A 25,781-nucleotide genomic window follows, 5' to 3' on the forward strand; every position below is an offset into this window, starting at 1 on the left:
AACATGATTCGGGTCATTGAGAGATTTAGTATCTCTCGGAAAGGAGAATATTAGTCTTCAGATAAGGTCATCAAGCTTGCGTTACCGCCAGCTGCTGCTGTGTTCACGCTGATTGCGCGTTCAATCACAAGACGTTCTAACGGAATTTGCTCATTGGCTTGAAGCTGAGTAATGCCAACAATTGCGCCTGAACGGGCAGCAACTTTAGTTTGCAAATCTTGTAACTGTTCAACAGAACCATGATGAAGTACGGCATCAAAGGCATCTTTTTCAACACTTGAGATGACAGTGATCGCATCTAAAACATCTTTCGGTAAAGACGCTTTGTGTTTCACCAAGAATGCATTGTCTTTCAACACAGCCGCTGTACTGCTCACTGCGAAAATCGCAAGCAATTGTTGAAGCTGACTTGCATCGTCATTGGCAATTGAAAGCACACGATGACGAGGCAGGATAATGTACTGGTTACTTTCGCCAGTCGGACCTTGCAACTCGTAGAATTTACCTACACCAAATGCTGGAATTGTAGGTACTGCTTGAGCCATGTGTTGTTTCGCCCAAGCCATCAAGCTTTGGTAAGCAACATTTGATACCGCATCAAAGTTAGAGATTTCAGCTTTCACCGCAAATGGAGTCGCCAATACTTTCTCTGAACAATGTTCCATCAAGCGGTACATATAAAGTGGACCACCAGCTTTCGGACCAGTACCAGACAAGCCTTCACCACCAAATGGTTGTACGCCTACCACTGCACCAACGATATTACGGTTAATATATAAGTTGCCCACTTCCGCACGTTGAATCACCGTATTAATGGTTTCATCGATACGGGTATGTAAACCCATCGTCAAGCCGTAACCTTTTGCATTGATACGATCGATCAACTGCTCAAGCTCACCGTATTTATACGTGATGATGTGGAGTACAGGACCAAATACTTCACGCTCAAGGTCATCAAGGTTTGGTAATTCGATCGCCGTTGGCGGAACAAAAGTACCTTGTGCAAGTGTCTGTTGGCTTGCAGCATCGTTAAACATCAATTGATGAACAGGATAACCCTTAGATTTCATCTTTTGAATGTGCGTATCGATGGTTTGTTTTGCTTCGGTATCGATGACTGGACCAATGTCAGTTTTTAAGATCGCTGGGTTACCTACGATCAACTGTTGCATTGCACCTTTCAGCATTTTGATAACGGTTGCAGCGCTGTCTTCTTGTACACATAAGATACGAAGTGCAGAACAACGTTGACCAGCACTGTCGAATGCAGAACTAACAACATCGAGAACCACTTGTTCAGTGAGTGCAGAAGAATCGACGATCATCGCATTCTGACCACCTGTTTCCGCGATTAACGGAATTGGTTGACCATTTGGAGATAAACGTTTTGCGACAGTCTTTTGCAAGATTTTGGCAACTTCAGTCGAACCCGTAAACATGATGCCTTGGATGCGGTCATCTTGGCTCAATTGAGCACCTACAGTTTCACCGCGACCAGGAAGAAGTTGAACAACGCCGTGTGGCACGCCAGCTTCCCAAAGCATTTGTACGGCTTGTGCTGCAATCAATGGCGTTTGTTCAGCTGGTTTTGCAATAACACAGTTACCGCTCACCAATGCCGCTGCAATCTGACCAGAGAAAATCGCAAGAGGGAAGTTCCATGGGCTAATACACAATACAGTACCTAATGGCTTCACTTGTGCATTGGCTGGCAGGTTTTCAATTTGAGTTGCGTAGTAACGTAAAAAATCTACTGCTTCACGAACTTCTGCAATCGCATTGGCATAGGTTTTACCACTTTCGCGGCAAAGTAAAACCATAAGCTCCTGAATACGAGCTTCCATTAAGTCAGCCGCACGCTTTAAGCAAGCAGCACGTTCAACTTTATCGGTTGCAGCCCAGCTTTGTTCAGCTTGTACTGCAGCTTCTAATGCCAGTTGTACATCAGCGCTGGTTGCTTCGTTAACATAACCCACAACTTCGCTGTTTTGTGCAGGGTTTGTAATTGCAAGTGCATTACTTTGATCATGAACAGTTGATTCAAAACCAAGTAATGGTGCACTTTTCCAAATCTGGCTACGTAGCTTTTGTGCAGTCGCGTCCAAATCTGCTAATGGTTGATCGTTATTGAGATCAAAACCACTTGAGTTTGGACGTAATGGATAAAGATCATGCGGAAGTGGAATTGCAGGATGTTTTAAACCAAGCTGGCCTTCATCTTTCGCTGAAGTCTGGATGTCTTTGATTGGAGACTGAATGAGATCTTCAACTTTTAAAGTCTTATCTGCAATACGGTTTACGAATGAGGTGTTGGCACCATTTTCAAGTAAACGACGAACCAAGTAAGCCAATAATGTTTCATGGTTACCTACAGGTGCGTAAACACGACATGGAACACCAAGCTTATTGTCTTCTTTAGAACCGACCACTTGCTCGTACAATGGCTCACCCATACCGTGCAAGCATTGGAACTCGTATTGACCTGGGTAATATTTGCTTGGATCTGCCAGATTGTAGATCGTTGCAAGTGATTGCGCATTGTGTGTCGCAAACTGTGGATACACTTGTTCCGGTGCAGCAAGTAATTTTTTCGCACAGGCAATGTAAGACAAGTCAGTGTGAACTTTACGGGTAAACACAGGGTAGTCGGTCATACCATCAATTTGCGCTTTCTTGATTTCGCTGTCCCAATACGCACCTTTCACCAAACGGATCATCAGGCGTTTGTTACTGCGTTTTGCAAGATCAACGATATAATCAACAACGTAGAAACAACGTTTTTGGTAAGCCTGAATAACGAAACCAATGCCTTTCCAATCCGCAAGTTTTGGTTCGAAACATAGGCGTTCAAGCAATTCGAGTGAAATTTCTAGACGTTCAGATTCTTCAGCATCGATGTTTAAACCGATATCGTATTGTTTTGCCAAGCACGCGAGTTCAAAAACCTTGTTGTAAAGCTCATGATGAACACGGTCGATTTGCGCACGTTGATAACGTGGGTGCAATGCAGAAAGCTTGATTGAGATACCCGGGCCGTCATAGACACCACGACCATTCGATGCTTTACCAATGGCATGGATTGCTTGAGTATAGTCGTTGTAATAACGCTCAGCATCATGTTCAGTTAGGGCAGCTTCACCCAACATGTCGTATGAGTAGCGGAAACCTTTGTGCTCAAATGGTTTAGCATGTTCAAGTGCTTCACCAATGGTTTCACCAGTCACGAATTGCTCGCCCATCATACGCATTGCAACGTCAACGGCTTTACGGATAATACCGCGACCACTGCGTGCCAATAGGCCAGTTAAAACACTCGATAAACTGGTTTGCTTTGGTGTTTCCATTAACTTACCAGTTAACATTAAACCCCAAGCAGCGGCATTGACGAACATCAGGTTACTTTGACCAACGTGTTCTTTCCAGTTGCCTTGGTTGATTTTGTCGCGAATCAATAAATCACGTGTTGCTGTATCTGGAATACGAAGCAATGCTTCTGCCAAACACATGAGTGCGACACCTTCTTGTGAAGAAAGTGAGAATTCTTGAAGTAAACCTTGAACGATACCAGCTTTACCCGCTGAACTTTTACGCTCACGTAAGTTGTGCGCTAAGCTAAATGCAAGCTCATAAATTTTATGGTCAAGTTCAGGAGAGATGTTGGCTGCTTCAGCAAGTACAGCGACTGCTTCAGGCTCTGCACGGCGCCATGCCGTATTGATGCGTTGCTCAAACTCACTTTTTTCTTTAAATTCGGTAATATAACCGTCTGCGTGAGCTGTATCCATTTGTGCGGGAGTATCCAATGTATTCATGCTAAATTCCAATAACAATCTCTAAAATATATTGAGCAGAGAGGTTTAGATAATTTATCATTACAGAATAAATCCCGAGTAACTCACTATAATTTGCTTATTTTTTAGAGGAAAATTCAGTTGAATGGCCCTATTTATACCTTAGATCGAACCGATCTGAAAATTCTGGATATTCTTCAAGCAGATGGAAGAATTTCTAACAGTAAATTAGCAGAACTCGTGAACCTTTCACCGACTGCGGTGATGGCGCGCGTGCAGAAGTTGACGAAGGATGAGTTTATCTTGGGCTATGAGGCAAAACTCAATCCGAATAAGCTCAATGCCAATTTTCTGGTCTTTGTGGAAGTGCTACTCGATAAGACCACACCGCATGTGCTGGATGATTTTATTGACGCAGTCACGCAATATCCAGAAATTGTGGAATGTCATATGGTCAGTGGTGGTTTTGATTTTCTGATTAAACTGCGTAGTGCGGGTATGGAGGAGTTTCGTCGTATTGCAGGGCAGATTCTATGGCAATTGCCTGGGGTGAAGGAAACACGTAGTTATCCTGTAATGCAGGTGGTGAAAGATAGCTCGAAAATAAAAATTAAATCGCGTACAAAATTTTAAATAAAAAAAGGGGCCCGAAAGCCCCTTAAATTTTTCAGCAAAATTATTTCATTTCGCGTGCATAGATTTCATCAGCTTGTTCGAAGCGACTTGTTACAGCAGCATTTGGTGCTTTACCTAGTAAGCTCACCACCACGATGCTGATCAAGGCGAAAACGAAGCCTGGAATAATTTCATAGATACCAGTGTAGCCAAAGAAGTTTTTCCAAAGGATGACCGTCAAAGCACCCACAACCATACCTGCCAATGCGCCGTTCAAGGTCATGCGTTTCCAGAACAAAGAGAGCAGAATCAATGGACCGAATGCGGCACCAAAACCAGCCCAAGCATAAGCAACCAAGCCAAGAACCTTACTTTCAGGGTTTTGGGCTAGGAAAAGCGCAAGCATCGCCACTGCAATAACCATCGCACGACCAATCCAAACCAACTCTTTCTGAGATGCGTTTTTACGGATAAAGCCTTTGTACAAATCTTCGGTTAGTGCACTTGAACATACCAGTAACTGACAGCTCAATGTACTCATAATTGCAGATAAAATCGCAGCAAGGATCACACCCACAACCCAAGGGTTGAATAAGATTTTAGTGAGTTCCATGAACACAGTTTCAGGGTTAGCTGTTACTGCTGCTGCAAATTCAGGATGCATCTGGAAGTATGCAATACCGATAAAGCCTGAACCGACTGCACCCGCTAAGCAAAGAATCATCCAAGTCATACCAATACGGCGAGCCGCTGGAATTGATTTCACAGAATCAGCAGCCATAAAGCGTACAAGAATGTGTGGTTGACCAAAATAGCCTAGACCCCAAGCCGCAGCAGAAAGAATCGCAACAACACTCAAGTTGGTCGCAAAGTCAAATGCATGTGGGCGAACACTTTCGATAACGGCAGTAAACTCTTCCATGCCAATGCCTAAAGACATGTAGGTCACGATTGGAAGGAGTAATAATGCGAAAATCATTAAGCCTGCTTGGAAGGTATCTGTCCAGCTGATCGCAAGGAAGCCACCGATACAAACATAACCGATTGTTGCGAATGCACCGAGCCATAATGCTGTGCTATACGGCAATTGGAACAATGTTTCAAACAAACGTGCGCCAGCGACCATGCCAGAAGCACAATAAATCGCAAAGAATACAAGAATAATCAATGCAGATGTGACGCGTAGGATTTTCTTCTGGTCATCGAAGCGACCAGTAAAATAATCCGGTAAGGTGAGGGCATTATTTTGCACTTCGGTGTGTACACGTAAACGGCCTGCAACCAGATACCAGTTTAACCATGCACCAATAATCAAACCGATGGCAATCCACGATTCTGATAATCCAGTTAAGTAAATGGCCCCTGGTAAACCCATGAGTAACCAGCCACTCATATCTGATGCGCCTGCGGATAAAGCAGTAACAAAACTGCCTAGACTTCGGCCTCCAAGAATATAATCATCAAGATTTTTGGTAGAAAAATAGGCGTATAAACCGATGCCAAGCATGGCCAGAATATAGACCACGAATACAACAACTGTGGGATTCGAAAAATTCATAATGGATGCCTGTCCTTACATATCCATAATTTGCAATCACACCTGAATAGTAAAAAATGAATGACTATTCTTGGGATTGATAAGGTCACAGATTCAAGCATGAATGATTTTTGAAACACTGTTATTTTTATGTATTGTGTTTGTATTGTTTATGTAAAAATAAATAAGTGTATGAATCTTAATTTTTTTATTCGAAAAAGTGACTTTTTTTTCTCCAAAAAAGTTTTTTGTTTTGATTGAAATTCAACCTAAATGTTTTCAAAAGTTACAAAATAGAAAAACTACAGTTGTAGATTAAATTTTAACTGTTAAAAAGTGAGCAAAAATTTTGACACATGATGTTACAAGCGCATTATTTTAGAGAAAGTCCTTAATAAAAAAATATCAGGTTAAGCAGTTTTGCTAATGAAAAGTAGCTTGAAATCTTTCATATTAATTCATTGCACTATAAGGGTGCATTCTCTGAGAGAAATGGAAGTGAATACGGTTCAAGCGGCAACAATAAGAATAGAGCATGATTTGCTGGGTGCAAAAGAAGTTCCAGCAGATTGTTATTATGGAATCCATACTTTACGCGCAATTGAGAATTTTAAAATTTCGTCGCAAAAGGTTGGACAAAATGGCTATTTTATCCGTGCATTGGCGCAAGTTAAAAAAGCCTCGGCACAAACCAATTTAAGTTTTGGAAAATTAACCGAAACTCAAAGTCTAGCGATTCAGCATGCCTGTGATGCCTTAATTACAGAAACAGAAACATGGCAGGATTCTTTCCCGATCGATATCTATCAGGGTGGTGCCGGGACTTCGATTAATATGAATAGCAATGAAGTCATTGCCAATATTGCACTTGAGTCATTAGGTCATCAAAAAGGCCAATATGATGTCATCCATCCCAATGATCATGTCAATAAATCCCAATCGACCAATGATGTTTATCCAACAGCAATTCGACTATCGACTTACTGCTCACTGGATCCCTTGTTTGTGCAAATGGATAAATTGATTACTTCATTTGAAAATAAAGCAGTTGAATTCCGCTATGTCTTAAAAATGGGGCGCACCCAATTACAAGATGCCGTACCCATGACACTTGGGCAAGAGTTTCGTGCCTTTGCAACTCTATTAAAAGAAGACTTGCGATTGATTAAGCGTACCCGTGAATTATTACTCGAAGTGAATCTGGGGGCGACTGCGATTGGTACAGGGGTGAATACACCCAAAGGTTATGCAGCGAAAGTGGTCTCTTGCTTAAAGGAGATTACAGGCTTAAAACTGGTGGGGGCAGAAGACTATGTCGAAGCAACCAGTGATTGTGGTGTCTTTATTATCTTATCAAGTGCGTTAAAACGTCTGGCATGCAAGCTTTCAAAAATCAGTAATGACTTACGTCTGCTAAGTTCTGGGCCACGTACGGGTTTAGGTGAAATTCAATTGCCTGAGCTACAGGCGGGTTCTTCAATCATGCCAGCAAAAGTCAATCCAGTCATTCCTGAGGTCGTAAATCAGATTGCATTTAAAGTAATTGGTAATGATCTTACGATTACTTTTGCTGCTGAAGCAGGGCAGTTACAGCTGAATGTGATGGAACCTGTGATTGCAATTTCATTAAACGAATCAATTGAGTTATTAACGCATGCTATGCAAAGTCTGGATGAGAAATGCGTGCGTGGGATCAAGGCGCATGAACAGGCTTGTCATGATGCAGTGATGCGTAGTGTTGGAATTATTACCTTACTTGATCCATTATTGGGTCATGCGCTCTGTGATGAAATTGGTAAGCAATGTATTGCTGAGAATAAAACCATTCAGGATGTAGTTTTAGAGCGAGGTTTACTGACTCAGGCTCAACTTGATGAAATTTTCTCTTTTGAAAATCTGGTTTCAGAGGTGGATGGCATTCCTGTAGATTACGTTGCTTAATGAATGTAATAGTCTCAAAAACAAAAAAGCCCAGTAAATGTACTGGGCTTTTTATCGAGATTTATAAAATTATAAACCTGATTCGTATTCACTATTTGAAAGTAATTTTTCGACATCCGCCATATTGTCGGGTTTGATCTTGTAAATCCAGCCTTTGCCATACGGTTCATCATTCACGAAATCTGGATCATCTTCAAGATCAGTATTTACTTCAACCACTGTGCCTGAAACAGGGGCATGAATATCTGATGCTGTTTTTACAGATTCTACAATACCTGCCTGTTCTGTCGCGGTTACATGGCTGCCCACTTCTGGGGTTTCCACATAAACCAAATCACCCAACTCATCTTGTGCATGGTCAGTAATGCCTGTTACAACGAGGTCACCCTCGATTCTTACCCATTCATGCGTGCGTGCATATTTCAATTCTGCTGGATGATTCATGACAACTCCTTAACAATCTGTCGTATCATTTTTATTTGGTTTATACATGCTTTTCAATAAAAACAAAAGCTTTAGGCATAGAAGATCTTATAAGTAAGGATCTTTACGCCAGTTACTTGGACTACGGCCACTCCAGCGCTTAAAGGCACGGCTAAAATTCGCAACATCAGAATAGCCAAGCTCATCTGCAATCTGTTCCAGACTATAATCCGTTCGGGAAAGCAGGGAGGTGGCATGACGATAACGAACTTCATCTACTAAGGTCGAAAAAGAAGTTCCTTCTGCTGCCAACTGACGCTTTAAAGTGCGGTCAGACATATGCAAGCGTTCAGCTACACTTTCAATACTGAGGTAATGCTGTTCTGAATTGGTGAGAATATCACGGACACGCATCGCTAAACGACGACGTTCGCCAAGTGCTGACAGTTCAGTTTCACATTGATTAATGGCAATCTGGCTGGCAATCGGATCAGCATTAACCATTTTCAAACCCAGATACTTTTTATCAAAGCTTGAGATTAAATGCGGCTGGTTAAAACGAATGCTGCTACTGAGTTTATCTTTATATTTTTCAAAGCCTGCTGGTTCTGGGAAATCCAGATCCACTTCACCGCTTAAATCTTCTATGCCAGTTAAGGCTCTTGCCATGGTCATGATGCCAATGGTCAAACCTAAAATAATTTCGGTGCGTAAAGGCTCAACTTCGATATCACATTGCAGTTGTAAGGTCGCCTTAGGCCCGAAAGTTGAAAAATAAAGCTGTAAAAAAGGCAGACGTAATTGAATAAAGCGGCTTGCCAATGCAATTGCATCGGTAATGTCATGCGCCGTCATAATGGCATAGCCGATAAAGCCGTGAATGGAAATACGCATTTGCGTACCAAGGTGAAAACCTAGTGTACTTTCACCAGTAAGGCGCAAAGAATGCTTCACCAATTCATTGGCAATCGGCGTTGGAATTCGATAATTCGGATCAGCCAGTTGTTCGCTCGTTAAATGAAATGGAGCAAATAAGGTTTCGTCGCTATATCCCCAGCGAGAAACCACATCTAATAGCAATAAGCCATAGACGCCTGGTATTCCTTGATCTTGACGAGTTGTGCTTGTTTTCATGTGCTTTCCGTGGCGCTCATCAATTTTGCCAATATCTTTTAAACTTTAAAGTCTTAAACATCTTTACATGAAATAAAATAATCAATCTTAAAAATTGTTGGACAAAACAGTCACTGAATGTCCGAGCCTTAAGCCGCTCTTCTAAATACCAAAATTTTGGTTGTAGATATTAATAGCACATCACCATGCTGGTTCAAAGCTTGGGTTACGTAGCTGACGATACCGCGGTCAGGTTTTGTTTTAGACGGAACAATTGCCGTAATTTCCACTTCAACATGAATTTTATCGCCCGCGCGTGTCGGTCGTGGCCAGCGTAAGCTTGACTCGGTTCCCAACAAGCCACCTGCCACTGGAAAACATTCAGTCCAAAGGCGCATGGTCACGGCAGAGGTGTGCCATCCGCTCGCTGCCAAGCCTTGAAAAATAGGATGTTCAGCAGCAGCTTGCTCATCGGTATGAAAGGGTTGAGGGTCGTATTGATTGGCAAATTGTTTTACTTCTTCAAGTGTCATTTCATATTCACGGCTGATGAAGCGATCACCAATATTAAGGTCTTCTAAATACAACATTATTCTGTGTCCTGCGTTACCCGTTGTTCAACCAGAAAACCGCCTGTCTGACGTTTCCACAGTTGAGCATATAAACCATCCTGAGCAATAAGTTGTTCATGTGTGCCTTGCTCAGCGATTCTGCCTTGATCAAGCACAATGAGACGATCCATTTGTGCAATAGTAGATAAACGGTGAGCAATTGCAATGACCGTTTTGCCAACCATCAAGTCATTTAAACTGCTTTGAATCGCTGCTTCGACCTCGGAATCAAGGGCGCTGGTCGCTTCATCTAATATTAAAATTGGTGCATCTTTTAGGAAAACCCGTGAAATTGCAATACGTTGGCGTTGTCCACCAGACAGTTTGACACCACGTTCACCCACATAAGCATCGAATCCAACACGGCCTTTCATATCGGTTAGCTGCGGAATAAACTCTTCCGCTTTGGCTTTTTTGACAGCCTGTTGAATTTCAGCTTCAGTTGCATTTGGACGACCGTATTTAATATTTTCGGCAACGGTACGATGTAGCAGAGAGGTGTCTTGTGTCACTAAGGCAATATTGGCACGTAAACTATCTTGGGTTACATCATGAATATTTTGTCCATCAATCAAAATACGACCTTGGTTGATGTTATAGAAGTGCAAGAGCAGTTGAATCAGCGTTGATTTTCCCGCACCAGAACGACCGACAATCCCAATTTTCTCCCCAGGTTTGATGGTCAGGTTAAAATGGTCAATCACATTTTTCTGATTATATGCAAAATTGACATCTTCAAAACGAATCTCGCCGTGCTGTACTTTTAATTCAGTGGCATTTTCCTTGTCCTGAATCTGGATCGGTTTGCCCAGTGTTTTCATACCATCCTGAATGGTACCGACATTTTCAAACAGCATGGTAATATGCCACATGATAAATTCGGCTAGACTATCCAGCTTGAGTACCATCGCTGTAGTCGCAGCAATGACCCCAATTGCTGCCTGACCTTGTGTCCACAGCCAAACCGATGTACCAATCACACTAATAAACAGGAACGCGCTGAGTAAACGAATACTGATCTGGTATTTCACACCCAGACGCATTTGTTTATAGACCGTCACCATAAATTCCTGCATCGACTCTTTGGCATATTGGCTTTCACGACCCGCATGAGCAAAAAGTTTTACAGTTTGAATATTAGTATAGGCATCGGTGACGCGACCTGTCATGACTGAACGTGCATCGGCCTGTTGCTGGGAGATTCTACCCAGTCGTGGAATAAAGTAGCTGGCAATCGCAATAAATAAGGCTAACCATAAAATCAGGGGAACAATCAGCACAGGCGAAATTGCACCCATGACCAGACTAATGGTAACAAAATAGACCAGTACATAAACCAGCATATCACCAAGAATCATCCAGAATTCACGTACTGCCAGCGCAGTCTGCATCACTTTGGCGGAAAGGCGGCCAGCAAAATCGGTATGGAAGAAATCCAGACTTTGTTGCAACAGTAAATTATGAAAGCGCCAACGCATACGCATTGGAAAGTTACTAAACAATACTTGGTGTTTGATAATCGATTGCAGGCTAACAAAGAAAATATTGGCAAACAAAATGCTGATCAGGATGGTTAAATTCTGCTGATTGTTTTCTAAAAAGGTGTTTGGCTGACTTTTAGTGAGCCAGTCGACCAATTTACCAATATAGGAAAAGAATAAAGCTTCAAAGCAAGCTGCAGCAGCAGTACATGCAATCAGTAAAAATAGAAAAGGGCGAATGCCTTGAGTTGATTGCCAAACGAAAGCAAAAAAGGTAGTCGGTAATGGTTTGTTTAAGTCTTTGGTGGGGTATGGATCGACTAGCTTCTCAAACCATCGCAGCATTTCGGTTTCCTCTAATCTAAAGTACTAATTCAGCTTGTTCTGTAGCATAGCAGAAAATCAGCAATAGAGATGAGAAAAGGGCACCAATAAAAAAGCCATATCGTATAAAGGATATGGCCCAAAATGGTCTGATTTTATAGTTGTTCTAAAGAATGAGCATTAACCAAAAAATTGTAAAATCGTCTGAATAACAACAACATTTACAAGGTCAATGAAGAATGCACCAACAAGTGGAACGATTAAGAATGCTCTATGAGATGGACCATACATATTGGTAATGGCCTGCATGTTAGCAATCGCATTGGGTGTTGCTCCCATGCCAAAGCCGCATAGACCGGAGGCTAATACTGCCGAATCGTAATTTTTCCCCATTACGCGGAAAGAGACATAAACTGCAAATACCCACATTGCAATCGATTGAGCAATGAGTAAGATAATCATTGGAATCGCAAGATCAGCCAATTGCCAAAGTTTCAATGAAACCAAAGCCATTGCCAAGAATAATGCGAGTGCTGTATTACCAAACACATCAATTGAACGGTCAAAGATTTCCTGTTTTAAACCAGTTTCCAGAACGTTTCTCAATAGAATACCGCCGCCCAATGCCCAGACGAAGGTCGGCAGTTCAAACGCCGTACCCATGGTTAAGTTCTTCATGGTTTCAGCAAATGCCAAGGCAAATGCAAACATGCCTAAAGTCACAATTGCATTATCAGCAGTAATCAAACGTACTTTTTGAGGTGCTTCAAAAGTGTATTCACTCTCTGTGAGAGGAGCATCTTTATTTTCTGCACGGGTTTCTGCTTTTAATGGAGAAGCCAGATTATGTTTACGAATCAGGTAGCGAGCCAATGGGCCACCCATTAAGCCGCCAACCACCATACCAAAGGTTGCACTTGCAATTCCCATTGGCAAGGCGCCTTCAACTGCATATTTGGTTTCAAAGATTGGTCCCCAAGCTCCAGCAGTACCTAAGCCGCCGACTAAGGCAATTGAGCCCGCAATAACACCCATCAATGGATCTAGACCGACCATAGAAGCAATCACCATGCCTACGCCATTCTGGATTAAAACAAAGAATGAAATGGCAATCAGAAAGATGATTAATGGTTTCCCGCCTTCTTTAAGCTTTGCAAAGTTAGCACTTAAACCGATTGATGCAAAAAACATCAACATAAATGTATCTTGCATCGGTTTATTTACTGAAATGGTATAACCCGCAAACTGGTGGATTAAGTAGAAGATGATTGCACCAACCAGACCGCCAGCAACGGGCTCGGGAATATTGTATTTGGTCAAAAAAGGGATGCGCTGATTTAGAATGCGTCCTACATAGAGGACCAACACCGCTAGCATGAGCGTATATGTTGGATTAAGTGTGAAATCCATAGATGTCCTTAAAGAATGAATCACAAAGCATGCAAATGCTGTTGAGCGCGCTAGATTAAATTAAAAAAAATTCCTTTGAAATAATTGATTTTTGCTGAATCGTGAAGTTTTTAAAATTTATCCATGCTTTGAATGAGTGGAAGAAAAAAAAGAAGAAAATTACAGTAAATTTAAGCATTTAATTTAATAGTTTTTTATAAAAAACTATCATTTTTCCTATGCGTTATCGTCGTTGAAAGCATGTCAATTTTCTGGAAATTGATCAATTGTCTGAAAGGCTAAATTTTATGCATCTATCACGATATCAACTTCAAAAAGTAGAATAAAAAAAGAGAGAAAGCGTTGTATCGAACATTTTTTATAAGCATAAATCAAATAATATTCACTTATTTCTATCGCACAAAATTTTTGTATTTCGCTGCTTTACATTTTCTGGTCAAAAGTATTCAAACACGATAAAAACCAAAACAGAAAGACCATTTTTTTAAATGAAAAAGACAATATATTGAGAGGCTTAATTTTTTTGTTGTATGAGAAACTTGAATGAATAAAAAACATATTATTTTGGCGACGATTGTTGGTTTGGTGATTGGCGGTTTGCTTGGCTCATTGGGCTATTCAAAAACAGCTGCGCGTTATGATGCGATGACGACAGCCTGTGTGATGGTCAATCAAGCGGTAGAAAATGAATTGTTAACACCAGAACAAGTGAAATTATTGGGGTCTTTAACTGGGCAGAGCCTCAAGCAGGACTATCCATCTGTTGCTGCAAAATTCAATTTTTCTGAAAAACAATTGGCCAATGCTTCAGAAGGTTCAAATTGCAGCCAGTTTATTGTGGGTGTAAATGAAGCGAAGTAATCTTTATTAATCAGAAAAGCTCAATTTGTATTGGGCTTTTTTGTGATTTATGGACGGTACAAAAGGGCATACCATGATGGATACAGTGAGCGTATACTGATGAGGTGTACTAAAATCACATAGGATCAAAAAATGCTGATTAAATTTGCAGTTCGATTCATGAGTGTTTTGTTGAGTGTACTTGCTTTGGTCGCCATCATTATCCATTTCTTCTTTTCAAGTCATTTAACGACTGATTTATGGATCATTATGGTTCCAGTGATCTTGGGGATTCCGATGCTAACATCTGTCGTTATTGCCAAAGATGAAGAGTTAAGCCTGCACTAGCAGTACCAATTTAATACTTTAAAAGTCCATCAAAAGGTGGGCTTTTTTGGTTTCTATGCTATAACAGGACTTCCAATCATAAAGGAGTCTGAAGTGGTTATTTCCCAAATCAAGACAAGTTTAGATCAAGAATATGATTTATTCACTCAATCTCAAAGTTATCAGTTGTACAAAAATAGTGAGATACCTCTTAAAGCATTATTCTTTAGTGAAGCGCTTAAATCACTTAAATATCCGCATAGTCATTTGATCCCTTTGGGAGGCGGTATCTATAAATTTATGAATTTTAATAATTTTGAGTTAGATGTAAATTTATTTGATACGCCACAGTTTAAGAATAAAACTGGATTTATCAATTGGATTTCAGACACATTGCATAAAAATATTTATAGTTAGTGATAAATTTAAAATATTGACCAATTTGTCATATAAAACGCTCATCTTCAGCAATGAATTTGAGCGTTTTGTTTTATGAAGATGAATAAAAATACTTAGTTCTTTTACATTTCTTTTAGGTGGTTATTGGCCTTATAAATCTGTCGTTTCTCTGGCGAATAAAGAGATATTTAATATTCATTTCTCATTCAGGTTACTTAAAAAAACATGGCTTACTTTTCATAACCGAATCTGTCTGTTTTGCATCTATTTATCTCGTTAGCTTATTAAGTAATCACTTTTGATGATTTAGCTAAGGAGAAAAATATGGACACTATCCAGTTTTCAGATTGCGCTAAAGCTTGTCTGGTTTGCTCATTAACTTGTACCACGTGTGCATCGGCCTGTTTAGAAGAGGAAAAGGTCGAGATGATGCGGGAGTGTATTACCCGATGTCTGGAATGTTCAGATATTTGTATGTTATGTGCCAAAGCACATCAGCGAGAATCAGTTTTTCTGGCTGAGATGTGCCAGATCTGCGCAAAAATATGTGATTGGTGCGCGAAGGAATGTATTAAACATGCCTCTGAACATTGTCAGCAATGTGCTGAAACTTGTCATCAATGCGCCATCGAATGTAGAAGAATGGCAGCCTAATTGAATTAATATTGATGAAGAGTGCAGATCGTAAAGAAATTATAGCTGATATCGATAATGAAAAAATGCTGTTAAGAAATTGTGAGGACTGTAAAGATAACGACCTGTTATATAGTCAAAATATTCACTTAGCTGAAAAGCAGCAATGATTGGAAAGCTTATCATTTGATAGGCTTTTTTTATGTATGAATAATCCAAGTTACACAAACTCAATGTAAGTTCTTCGCTTTTGATCAAAGATTACCGATGCAAACAGCTAAAAATAACAATTTTACTTAAGATAAAAACTTAATTATTAAATGAGAGCATTATCAAATGACGAATAACTTTGAAAAAAACTTTAAAAAATCTCCTAACTTAACTGTTACAACTTCGATCATTGATCGTTTTAGTCCAAAGTTCTGGCGTGTAGACGGTCCGCAGACCATGTCTTTTGCAATTACGAATTTTGGTAACGGTTTTGAAGCATGTTTCCGTTCTCGTACCACCACTGATCTAGTGGGTATTAGTTGGGATTCTTATGATGTAAAAGATCATAAATTTCTCGCCTATGAAACCAAATATGACTACAGCGGTACAGTTTGGGATTTTGATATTGAATTATCGGCAAGTATGCCAACGTTAAATAATCCTGCTTTAACACCAACGCTGACTGTGCAATATCATGAAAATGGGGCCGATAAAGTTGCCTATATTGTGCTGTTTAATTATGCCGACCAGCCAGCCTCACGATCAGCGCATATTCATATCAATTGGGATACCGTCAAGGCAGGCTTCTCTGCAACAGACGTATTTCCTGTAAGTAACATTCAACGTATTTCTTTTTCTGGATTTACAATGAGTTACAATGGACACTCAACACTTCCATTAGCTCAGGCAGAAGATGGGTATATCCGAGTGACGAACTCCGTCACCACAGGCCCAAATGCCAAGCTGACTTTGAATCGGGTCTCAGTTCCTGCGCATGAGTATGGCATTTGTACCAGTTATGATGATCATTATGATCTCAATCCGCAACGACTGGTCGATAACATGGCGGCTTTGGGTTATCACGGCTTGATTAATCATTATTGTGGCATGTCTAAATATCCTGAAATGTCATGGAAAGCCGATATTAATAAATGGCAAATTCCAGATCCATTATTAAGCAATGCAGATGTGGTTAATCCATGTACCCGAAAATGGCATGAACATTTTGCTCAGGCATTACATTGTGCCGATATGCAGCCTGTGTTTGGGGTGAGCTTTGAAATGTATTCATTGGGTGCCAATGAATTCTGGGCACAGCGTGACTGGAATAGTGATCTGGGCCGTACAGGTTATGAGCCACCAAGTTATTTCTTTAGTCCATGTGATCAAAATGCACAGGCTTATTTGCATAAAGCGTTTATTGAGTTTGCAGATACGATGGCTGTTGGCGGATGTGAAGTGAATATGCAAATTGGCGAGCCGTGGTGGTGGTATAACCAGGGCACAGATCTCCCATGTGTTTATGATTACCCAACCAAACTGGCTTTTAATGCGGATACTGGTTTATATGCGCCGAATTTAGGCACGATCTACGAAGCCATGAATAAGACGGGAACGCCGTATGATGAGTTTAAAAGCTGGTTAAGAAACAAGTTGGGACAGACCTGTCAGGATATTCGTACTGTGGTTAAGGCAAAATATCCTCAAGCCAAAGTCTGCCCATTAATTTTCTTCCCGACAATTCGCACGCCAATTGAGACTCTGGTAACGGATATCAATTATCCGCGTCAACATTACTCATATCCGAATTTCGATTACCTCATGACGGAAGCCTATGACTGGATTTTAGAAGCACGATTGGGCTTGGCACATCAGGCTGTGGCAGAGATTCCGACACAGGATCTGAACTATCCAGAAGATAAGGTTGCATATCTGGCTGGCTTTGTACCAGATTCATCTATTGCACATTTATATGGTTTTGACGCGAGCAAGGCTTATCGAACACCGATTTGGCAGCGCGTATTTGGAGATATGCAAAATAATCAACCGTTGGGGCTGATGAAACAATTCATTTGGGCCTATCCTCAGGTTATGGCTGATTCCGTCACAATCGATATTGCACAGGCACCAAACGGTTTCTTTGTGGAGCATAGTTTATATTCTCCAGTCAGCGATGATACGCCGTATCCACCAGAAATTTATTTATAAAATTAAAAATATAATGAAAAAAGGCTTTGTGTTTCAAAGCCTTTTTTTAGATTCATATTTTGCAGAAAATAAATGGAATTTTTAGGGCAGCGTTTTTGCAGCACAAAGTTTAGGAAGTGTTCTATAAACTTTACGAAATAGACAAGAAATTGAAAAATAAATTCTCATTTATTCAAATGAAAACTGATATACACTAGCTTTTAATACTTTCTAGAACTTAAAAGATCCTTATGAAAAACAAGATTCTATTCTTTGGTTTGATTGCAATCACATGTGTAGGTTGTAATAAGCAGCCTGAAGTAAAGAGTGAAAAGGCTCAAGAAAGCTTCGAGACAGTAGACAATAAAATTTCTGAGTATATGGATATTCTGGATAATCCAGATACGCCTAAAGCGCAACAGACTAAAGTACTTTGTGAAGATTATCCAAAGCTGTATGAATCGAAATATATTCCAGCTTTGTTAAAGGTTGCACCAAAAGATTACACCAAAGAAAAATTGATGAATGATTTAAAAATATCGACAGATTACTACGCTGAAAAGCTGGATATTATTTGTAAATAAACAATAACGAACTGCAATAAAAAAGCTCCAATTTGGAGCTTTTTCTCTGTACAAAATTTGATATATTCATCACATAATATCAATCATTAGGCCTATTTAGGGGACAGTATGAGTGAAACCCAACACCATCTAAGAGAAAGCACAACCAATACCTTTATTGCGTGGGTTGTTATGATATTGGGATGTATTGCTGGCATTGCTTTTATTGTACTTTTCGGGCAAATAGAAACTCGAGACGATAATCTGGACATCGTTCAAGTTTGGTCTGGAAAGATTATTGCTGTCGGTATCGGCATCATTATGAATGGTTTATTGTTTGGCTATTTACTTCTCAAGGTCAGTAGTATTTTGCAATATTATGAGCAAAGAAAAATAACAAACATTGCAGACTAAGTGCGATCTGCATACAAACAGCAGAGATTTCTAGTCATTTAAGCGTGTTATATCTACTCTAATAAGTTGGAGGGAGATAATTATATGTGGACAATCATTATTACGCTGGTCATCGGTTTATTGATCATATTATTTGCCAGAAAATTCCAAAATAATGAAAGTCTATCGACCTCCGCTTCAGAGGATGCTTCTTTTGCTGATAATGTCTTATATACCTTCGAGATTACTGGCGAACACTCTTATCAGCATCATCTAAGAGAAATTGCGAGAGCAACAGCTCCTACTTCTAAGTTTATAGAAACTACTGCGAGCGTTCGCTCTGAGCCATCAAATTCAAGTCATGACCATACGATTCGAGTAGAAATTCAGGGGTTAATGGTGGGCTATCTTAAAGACCAGGATGCAAAACAGTTGGCTGGCCATAACATTGATAAAAAAGTCTCAGCTGTGATCAGTTATGGCCGATTGAGTGGGCAAAATGAAGAGGGTTATGGGGTCAAGCTTGCTGTAAAGCGTTTAGACGATTTACGTTAAGTGGCGCTAATTAATCAATCTGATCACCAATTTTGGACTTATGCGCCAAAATATGTCGTTTAGTTGAATTTGATGACTTGAAAAAGTGGAAATAGAACATATTATATTTTTTTCTTATTCTGATATCACAGGCGGAATACAGTGAACGAAGAAATTTTGTTACCTGCATCACGAGCTACTGCAATTTCTAATGCCAATGTTAAAAAATTAACTGTAGATAAAATTCTCTCCAAGATTTCAAGTACCATTAAATTAAGAGCCAATGATGGCGACCGCGATGCCTTACAACAATTTTCAAAACATGAAGTGAGTAGTGAGGACGCAGATATTGTTGTCACTGAGTTAAAGGCTGCGGGTTATCGAGTTTTCCTGAATCCTAATTTTACCAATACCAATATCCAGTTCCAGCTTGAATGGGACTGAGGTAAAAGATAAAAAAAGCCCGAACTGTTTAGGGCTTTTTTTATGTGATTTAGAAAATATTAATCTCAATGCTTATGATGATTAAATTGGAATAATTTTTATAAGATAAATTTTAATATCCTTAAGTGTTTAGGAAATACGTTTATAATGTTGAAAAAATAGCAATAGAGCGAACAAAATGACCTTAAAAGGGTTAGTGATTTCAATTTTAGCAATCACATTTATATCTGTGAGCTACCTATATCTAGATTATAGAAAAACAGGGGGATATCAGCTGAATAGTGACGGTTATTATGGTTATTCTTTCCCTGCTGATAACGGATTAAACAAAGTTGAGGATTGTGAGCTCGCCAATACTGAACATCCTAATGAGCCTCCTGTATCGAAAGAATGGATGGAAGGGTGTAAGCGATATTTTGAGATCAATTAAAAAAAGCACCCGAAGGTGCTTTTTTTAATGCCACATTTACGCTTTTGTTTCTTGCTCAGCCGTAAGTAACTGGAAATCATGACCTGATGGCGCTTGATAAATTCTCAAACCAAACTCAGGAATAATCGCAATCAAGTGATCAAAAATATCAGACTGGATGGCTTCATAAGATGCCCATGCAATGGTATTGGTAAATGCATAGATTTCTAATGGTAAGCCTTCACTGGTTGGCTGCATTTGACGTACCAGAATGGTCTGGTTCTGCGCAATCCCTTGATGCTGACGTAAATAAAACTCAACGTAAGCACGGAACGTTCCGAGGTTGGTTAAACGACGCTGGTTATAACGCGACTGGTTGCTTAGATGATTATTGAACTCTTCGATTTCAGATTTTTTTGCATCCAGATATTGGTCGAGTAATAAAAAGTCTTTTAGCTTTTGTTGCTCATCATCACTCATAAAGTGAACGCTACTTTGATCTAGAAAAAGCGAGCGCTTAATACGACGGCAGCCCGATTCACTCATACCACGCCAGTTTCTAAAGGTATCAGTAACCAGTTTATTGGTTGGAATCGTTGTAAATGTCTTGTCAAAGTTCTGTACGGTCACCGTATGTAATGACATATCAATTACATCACCATCCGCATTTAACGATGGCATTTCAATCCAGTCCCCGATACGTACCATGTCATAAGACGCAATCTGTACGCTGGCAACCAGTGAAAGGATTGTATTTTGGAATACCAACATCAGGACTGCGGCCATCGCACCGAAACCAGCAAGCAATGTGAATACATCTTTCTTGAGGAAGGTACCTAAGATCATCAAGCCACAAACAACAAACAGGATCAGCTTAACCAATTGTAAATAGCCTTTAATTGGCTTATTTCTAGATTTTGGATTGCGTTGGTAGATCAGGTTAAAGATATTTAAAGCTTCACTCACGGTCAATGCAAGTGTGAGGAAGATAAATGCCTGTGCGCCCATTTGAACCAAGCTAATGACTTTCTCGGGTAAGTGAGGAACGGTGCTAATACCATTCATAATCACGATAGCTGGGACAATATTTGCAAAACGGCGGGTAACACTATGTTGGGCAAATATAGACTGGTTAGGAGACTTAAATTTTGTAATTAAATGGCGAATCCCACGAACAATAATTCTTTTCGCAATAAAGTTTGCAAGCGCTGCAAATAAAATTAAAACAATTAAGGCCAATACCATCTCAAGCCAAGGATAATGACTTAATTCAACCCGAATATCACGGATAAAACCTAAATAATCCAAACTAATACACCTTAAAATTCTTTAAGAGAGAATTGTAAGGTGTATTTGATATTTATAATAATCTGATCACAGTTTATATACGTTCTGTAAGGCGTTTTTACATAACGCAGTGGTGTTTTACCACATTAAATCATCAGGAATGACATAAGCTGCGTATGGATCTTCCTCATCTGTGGTCTGGTCATTGTTCTCGGTATTATTATTGACCAAGATAAAACCTTGCATTTTCTGGTCAATCTTGTCAGCCAGCGCTTTCGGCAGATATGCATAATTGTCCTGATCTTTGGCAATGACCAGCGATCCTGAAACAAGTGCGTTATAAACCTGTTGTGAAAGATAGACTTTCTTGATTTTCCCTTCATCAATAAACTGATAGGTCACATCGCCATTAATATCTTTCACTTTGTGCTGTTTAATCATCTGAATGATCGAAGCTTTTAGCGCTTTTTCTTCCAGAATCTTTTGCTTTTCAAGATTTAGTGCCTGATCTTTGGCTAATTTTTCTTGCTTGGCACGATCAATTTCAGCCTTGAGGACTGCATCGTCATTTTGTCCAGTACGTTGTTCGTGCTGCACCTGTTTGGTCAGTTTTTTCGCTTTTTTATTATCCACCAACCCAGCTTTTAATAATTGGGCCTGCAATGCATTTTTAACCATAATTCAATCCAAATGTGAGTTTGATGAAGAGCGAAAATAGAAAATCCAGTATGCCATACTCATTCCTAGACTTAAGCCCGCTGGAATAAGAAAGCTATTTAATTTTAAATAAGGATAAAGTGCACTCGCAATGAGTCCACCCAATAAAAAACCAATAAAAATGAGTAGATGTAGAAAAATCCGACGTTTTTCTACATTTAAGCCACGAGCTTTATACCCCAAGGCTAAACCAATATCCGTGAGCACGCCAGAAAGGTGGGTGGTTCGAATAATTGCGCCTTTGTAGTGGCTCACCATCGCATTCTGTACACCCATCGCGACACAGGCCCAGAGCAAGCCATAACGGGGGAAATAGGGAAGCAACAACCAGGTTAGGAACAGAAAGATGGCAACCAGACTAAGAGGAAGCCCATAACGTCGTCCAAATGCGACATTGCCATTCCCTAGAATCAGGCCGCTATAGAATGAGCCTGTGACAAAGCAGATGACAACAAAGGTGAGATAAATGAAATGTTCAGGCTGCCAGTCCAGCAAACTCATTGCCAAAATACTGACATTGCCTGTCATATGAGAAACAGATTGATGTAAGACCGTAAATAAGCCTAAAACGTTTACCATCCCTGCATTCAGTGCAAGTAAGAAGGCACCAAGTTGAATCCAGTTGGGTAAACGTTGAAGTGGCATATCAACCTATGAATTTGGACGGTCTCTGAAATCAACGGCAGCAGTAAAGAGAACATCGGTAGATGAGTTTAAAGCTGTTTCTGTTGAGTCTTGCAATACACTGATAATCATACCAATTGCAACGATCTGCATTGCAATTTCAGATGATATACCAAACAAGCTACAAGCAACAGGGATCAAGAGCAAAGATCCACCTGCAACACCTGATGCACCACATGCTGATACAGTCGCAACCACAGATAAAATGATCATGGTGCTTAGGTCTACTGGAATACCTAAGGTATGTACAGCTGCAAGCGTCAGTACCGTAATCGTCACTGCAGCACCTGCCATATTAATGGTTGCACCTAGCGGAATCGATACACTTGCGGTTGCTTCATTTACACCTAGACGCTGAGCCAAGTCCAGATTGACAGGAATATTGGCCGCTGAGCTACGGGTAAAGAATGCAGTGATACCACTTTCTTTTAAGCAAGTGAATACCAATGGATATGGGTTTGCTTTCATTGTAATGGCAACCAGAAGCGGGTTGATCACAAGTGCAACAAATGCCATGGTACCAATTAATACGAAGAGGAGCTGTGCATAGCTTTTTAATGTCGCTAAACCTGCATCGGCGAAAGTCACAGCCACCAAACCAAAAATACCGACTGGCGCAAAGCTAATCACAGTATGAATGATTTTGTTTACCGCATTGGCAACGTCAGTCAACACCTGCTTAGTCGTATCCGAGCTATGACGTAATGCCAGACCTAAACCGATGGCCCATGCCAGAATACCAATAAAGTTGGCTTCACCAATCGCTTGTACAGGGTTTGCAATAAAACTTAAAAGTAGATTCTTTAAAATTTCAGCTAGACTACCAGGCGCTTGAAGTGCACTGTCAGTTGGTAAGTGCAAGAATAGCTGGCTTGGGAACATAATACTTGCTGTCACTGCACTAAATGCAGCCAGCAGCATACCCACCACATACAATACCAGAACTGGTCTGATACTAGAGCTCTGACCAATCTGGAAATTTGCGATTGAAGAGAGAACTAAAACAAAAACTAAAATCGGTGCAACAGACTTTAATGCTTTAATGAATAATTCACCCAATAAACTTAAGTAGGGTGTAAAGTTAGGAAAGAGCAGAGCTACTCCAATCCCTAGAAAAATAGCGATAATAATTTTGCTAACTAAGCTCAAGCGAGACAATACATTAAACATATAAAGGCCTTATAAACCTATGCACGGTTTAAGGTTAAACAAGGGCGGTATTCTATACCTAAGAACCGTGAATAATAAAATTTTTTTTGCAATTCAATTACTTTAAAAATATCGAAAAAATTAAGACAATGTTTTTAAAAAAAAATTAGGAAAACATGACACATCCTTTTGTATAAAAATAATCCACTAAAATTGATCATTCTGCGAGCATATCAGGCGAAAGTGTTTGTATTGCTTGATAATGTGATAAAAATATTTGACCCGTAAGTTCCTTGGTCAGTTCTGATTTAATCAATTTATCCATCACAAAACTTTTCACTTCCGACAAATGCAACTGGATGTTTAACTGCGATAATTCACGGTTAAGATCTTCCAGCATTTCTAAAGCACTCAGATCAATATTGCTAATACTTGAGCAATTAATCACAACATGTTGCAGTTCTGCATTTTGGCTGACTTCCGTAATTACATGACCTTTTAGCACATGCGCATTTAAAAAAGTCAGGTTTTCATCAACGCGAAAGGCAACTACGGTTGGTGTCGTGATGACATCATAACGTGATACATTTCTAAAATGTTGAGTCCCTTCGATCAGACCAATCACTGCAATATGTGGACGACTAATTTTCCACAGCAATAGAACAAACGTTAAAATAATACCAATCATCAATCCTGTCGAGATATCAATACAGGTTACACCAAAAAATGTTGCCCACATGGCAAGGCCGTCTGCTTTTGAGTACTTCCATGTTTCAATAAAGGGTAAAAGGGTAACCAGTTTCCAGATAGAGACAAAAATTGTTGCAGCCAACACGGCTAAAGGTAGATTTTGAAAAAAACCGGTAAAATATAAACTGACTGCAATCATAAATAATGAAGAAAGTACCCCTGAGATTGGAGTCTTTGCACCTGCATCCGCATTGACAACGGTACGGGATAGACTGCCAGAAACAGCAAAACCGGAATTTATCCCTGCAGCAATATTTGCCAGACCTAAAGCAATCAGTTCTTGATTACTGTTTAAATCATCACGCTTTTGCAATGCTGTTGCCTGTGCAATCGCAAGTGATTCCACAAAGCTGATCATGGCAATCATAAAGGCACTCGGTAGAAGCTGCTGAACCAAGCCTAGATTCCATGTTGGAAAATGTAAGCTTGGTAAACCTGTCGGAACGATACCCACGGTTTTAATACCCAGAGTATTCTCGTTCATCAAGCTCAGCAAAATAATAGAAGACAATACCAGCACCAGCGGAAGGATTTTATTTAAAAACCCAGAGCGGATAAATTTCGGCAGTAGAAAAAGTAATAAGACCGAGATCAGGCCAAAGCTCATCCCTGTAAATGTAATAAGATGAAAGTTCTGAGATAGGCTGATCAGAAATTCTGGAATATTACTGGCTTGTAAGGGAATATCGAGTAGAAACTTGAACTGTCCCAATGCGATTAACAGTGCTGAAGCAATGATAAAACTTTGAATAACAGGATGACTAATCAGCTGAATCAAAAATCCGAAACGCAATAGCCCCAGAACCATCGAAATGATACCCACCAAAAGCGCCAGTAGACATGCCGCTTCGATATAGGCTGTAGAGCCCACGGGGAATAATGGATTTAATGCCGCAAATACCATCATCGAAATAATGGCGACAGGGCCAATAGATAGGGTTGTGCTACTTCCACTAAATGCATAAATAATCATGGGTAATATACTGGCGTATATCCCCATGATTGGTGGCAGTCCAGCCAGCATGGCATAAGCCATACCTTGTGGCACCAGCATTGCTAATACAATAAGTGCAGCAATCAGGTCTGACTTAAAGCTTGAAAGTTGGTACTCGCTTAACCATTTTCGTGCAGGAAATAGTCTGGAAACATTTCGGTTGAACAATTTCATGCATCATAGTCTAAATCATAAATTCATATATATTATGCAGAAAAAATGCTAAAGAAAGCT

24 protein-coding genes are annotated in these 25,781 nt (G+C 40.0%); 12 read left to right on the forward strand and 12 right to left on the reverse strand.

The features are described 5' to 3' along the window. Positions 1-50: 50 nt before the first annotated feature. On the reverse strand, positions 51-3,812 hold the full coding sequence (putA, locus tag AWW72_RS07705; RefSeq protein WP_062846970.1) for a trifunctional transcriptional regulator/proline dehydrogenase/L-glutamate gamma-semialdehyde dehydrogenase: 3,762 nt from the start codon (positions 3,810-3,812) through the stop codon (positions 51-53). A gap of 120 nt (positions 3,813-3,932) precedes the next feature. Between putA and AWW72_RS07710 the strand changes: the two genes are divergently transcribed. Further along, positions 3,933-4,424 (forward strand): Lrp/AsnC ligand binding domain-containing protein, encoded by a 492-nt coding sequence (locus AWW72_RS07710; RefSeq protein ID WP_004771832.1) that lies wholly within the window; start codon positions 3,933-3,935, stop codon positions 4,422-4,424. Between the two features lie 43 nt (positions 4,425-4,467). Here AWW72_RS07710 and putP read toward each other — a convergent pair whose 3' ends face one another. Next, the gene (putP, locus tag AWW72_RS07715) at positions 4,468-5,964 is read right to left on the reverse strand and encodes a sodium/proline symporter PutP (protein ID WP_062846971.1); all 1,497 of its coding nucleotides are present in this window, start codon (positions 5,962-5,964) and stop codon (positions 4,468-4,470) included. Positions 5,965-6,435: 471 nt separating this feature from the next. Here putP and aspA point away from each other — a divergent pair, with 471 nt between their 5' ends. After that, positions 6,436-7,884: an aspartate ammonia-lyase gene (gene aspA, locus AWW72_RS07720; RefSeq protein ID WP_155858550.1), complete on the forward strand. Its 1,449-nt coding sequence runs from the start codon at positions 6,436-6,438 to the stop codon at positions 7,882-7,884. Between the two features lie 69 nt (positions 7,885-7,953). On the opposite strand, the gene gcvH is transcribed toward aspA, so the two are convergent. The 5 genes from gcvH to gltS all read right to left on the reverse strand — a co-directional run bounded on the left by gcvH (position 7,954) and on the right by gltS (position 13,246). Continuing rightward, positions 7,954-8,328 (reverse strand): glycine cleavage system protein GcvH, encoded by a 375-nt coding sequence (gene gcvH / locus AWW72_RS07725; protein WP_005211933.1) that lies wholly within the window; start codon positions 8,326-8,328, stop codon positions 7,954-7,956. An 87-nt stretch (positions 8,329-8,415) separates the two neighbouring features. Beyond that, positions 8,416-9,441, reverse strand: a complete 1,026-nt coding sequence (locus AWW72_RS07730; protein ID WP_005257172.1) for an AraC family transcriptional regulator — start codon at positions 9,439-9,441, stop codon at positions 8,416-8,418. Between the two features lie 128 nt (positions 9,442-9,569). Then, on the reverse strand, positions 9,570-10,010 hold the full coding sequence (locus AWW72_RS07735; protein ID WP_005257174.1) for a MaoC family dehydratase: 441 nt from the start codon (positions 10,008-10,010) through the stop codon (positions 9,570-9,572). Continuing rightward, on the reverse strand, positions 10,010-11,857 hold the full coding sequence (locus AWW72_RS07740) for an ABC transporter ATP-binding protein (RefSeq protein ID WP_062846972.1): 1,848 nt from the start codon (positions 11,855-11,857) through the stop codon (positions 10,010-10,012). Before AWW72_RS07740 ends, AWW72_RS07735 begins: the two co-directional genes overlap by 1 nt. Before the next feature lie 159 nt (positions 11,858-12,016). Next, entirely contained in the window at positions 12,017-13,246 is a 1,230-nt protein-coding gene (gltS, locus tag AWW72_RS07745; protein ID WP_062846973.1) for a sodium/glutamate symporter, read from the reverse strand. A 543-nt stretch (positions 13,247-13,789) separates the two neighbouring features. On the opposite strand from gltS, the gene AWW72_RS07750 reads away from it, so the two are divergent. The 10 genes from AWW72_RS07750 (at position 13,790) to AWW72_RS07790 (ending at position 19,987) form a co-directional block, all read left to right on the forward strand. Continuing rightward, a complete protein-coding gene (locus AWW72_RS07750) occupies positions 13,790-14,107 on the forward strand; it encodes a hypothetical protein (protein ID WP_047432830.1) in 318 nt (105 codons plus the stop codon). A 132-nt stretch (positions 14,108-14,239) separates the two neighbouring features. Next, positions 14,240-14,434 (forward strand): hypothetical protein, encoded by a 195-nt coding sequence (locus AWW72_RS07755; protein WP_047432834.1) that lies wholly within the window; start codon positions 14,240-14,242, stop codon positions 14,432-14,434. A 93-nt stretch (positions 14,435-14,527) separates the two neighbouring features. Beyond that, complete coding sequence (locus AWW72_RS07760; RefSeq protein ID WP_062846974.1) at positions 14,528-14,830, forward strand: hypothetical protein; 303 nt, start codon at positions 14,528-14,530, stop codon at positions 14,828-14,830. Positions 14,831-15,136: 306 nt separating this feature from the next. Then, positions 15,137-15,466: a four-helix bundle copper-binding protein gene (locus AWW72_RS19640; protein WP_081402409.1), complete on the forward strand. Its 330-nt coding sequence runs from the start codon at positions 15,137-15,139 to the stop codon at positions 15,464-15,466. A gap of 315 nt (positions 15,467-15,781) precedes the next feature. Further along, on the forward strand, positions 15,782-17,644 hold the full coding sequence (locus AWW72_RS07765; RefSeq protein WP_062846975.1) for a non-contractile tail sheath protein: 1,863 nt from the start codon (positions 15,782-15,784) through the stop codon (positions 17,642-17,644). 230 nt (positions 17,645-17,874) lie between these two features. Further along, positions 17,875-18,207: a hypothetical protein gene (locus AWW72_RS07770; protein WP_062846976.1), complete on the forward strand. Its 333-nt coding sequence runs from the start codon at positions 17,875-17,877 to the stop codon at positions 18,205-18,207. A gap of 108 nt (positions 18,208-18,315) precedes the next feature. Continuing rightward, positions 18,316-18,600, forward strand: coding sequence for a hypothetical protein (locus AWW72_RS07775; protein ID WP_062846977.1), 285 nt, complete (start codon positions 18,316-18,318; stop codon positions 18,598-18,600). Between the two features lie 84 nt (positions 18,601-18,684). Then, the gene (locus AWW72_RS07780) at positions 18,685-19,134 is read left to right on the forward strand and encodes a hypothetical protein (protein ID WP_062846978.1); all 450 of its coding nucleotides are present in this window, start codon (positions 18,685-18,687) and stop codon (positions 19,132-19,134) included. Between the two features lie 141 nt (positions 19,135-19,275). Beyond that, on the forward strand, positions 19,276-19,557 hold the full coding sequence (locus AWW72_RS07785) for a hypothetical protein (RefSeq protein ID WP_004771852.1): 282 nt from the start codon (positions 19,276-19,278) through the stop codon (positions 19,555-19,557). Between the two features lie 178 nt (positions 19,558-19,735). Further along, positions 19,736-19,987 carry a hypothetical protein gene (locus AWW72_RS07790; protein ID WP_062846979.1) on the forward strand — a complete coding sequence of 84 codons (252 nt, stop codon included), beginning with the start codon at positions 19,736-19,738 and terminating at the stop codon, positions 19,985-19,987. 36 nt (positions 19,988-20,023) lie between these two features. Here AWW72_RS07790 and AWW72_RS07795 read toward each other — a convergent pair whose 3' ends face one another. The 5 genes from AWW72_RS07795 to AWW72_RS07815 all read right to left on the reverse strand — a co-directional run bounded on the left by AWW72_RS07795 (position 20,024) and on the right by AWW72_RS07815 (position 25,721). Beyond that, positions 20,024-21,274, reverse strand: coding sequence for a mechanosensitive ion channel family protein (locus AWW72_RS07795; protein ID WP_062846980.1), 1,251 nt, complete (start codon positions 21,272-21,274; stop codon positions 20,024-20,026). Between the two features lie 117 nt (positions 21,275-21,391). After that, positions 21,392-21,931: a DUF2058 domain-containing protein gene (locus AWW72_RS07800; RefSeq protein ID WP_004771861.1), complete on the reverse strand. Its 540-nt coding sequence runs from the start codon at positions 21,929-21,931 to the stop codon at positions 21,392-21,394. Positions 21,932-21,934: 3 nt separating this feature from the next. After that, entirely contained in the window at positions 21,935-22,615 is a 681-nt protein-coding gene (locus AWW72_RS07805; protein WP_062846981.1) for a YoaK family protein, read from the reverse strand. 6 nt (positions 22,616-22,621) lie between these two features. Beyond that, positions 22,622-23,824, reverse strand: coding sequence for a serine/threonine transporter SstT (sstT, locus tag AWW72_RS07810; RefSeq protein ID WP_062846982.1), 1,203 nt, complete (start codon positions 23,822-23,824; stop codon positions 22,622-22,624). A 196-nt stretch (positions 23,825-24,020) separates the two neighbouring features. Continuing rightward, entirely contained in the window at positions 24,021-25,721 is a 1,701-nt protein-coding gene (locus AWW72_RS07815) for a SulP family inorganic anion transporter (protein WP_062846983.1), read from the reverse strand. Between the last annotated feature and the right edge of the window lie 60 nt (positions 25,722-25,781).

This window comes from Acinetobacter sp. NRRL B-65365 (genome assembly GCF_001605865.1).
GTDB classification, from domain to species: Bacteria; Pseudomonadota; Gammaproteobacteria; order Pseudomonadales; family Moraxellaceae; genus Acinetobacter; species Acinetobacter vivianii.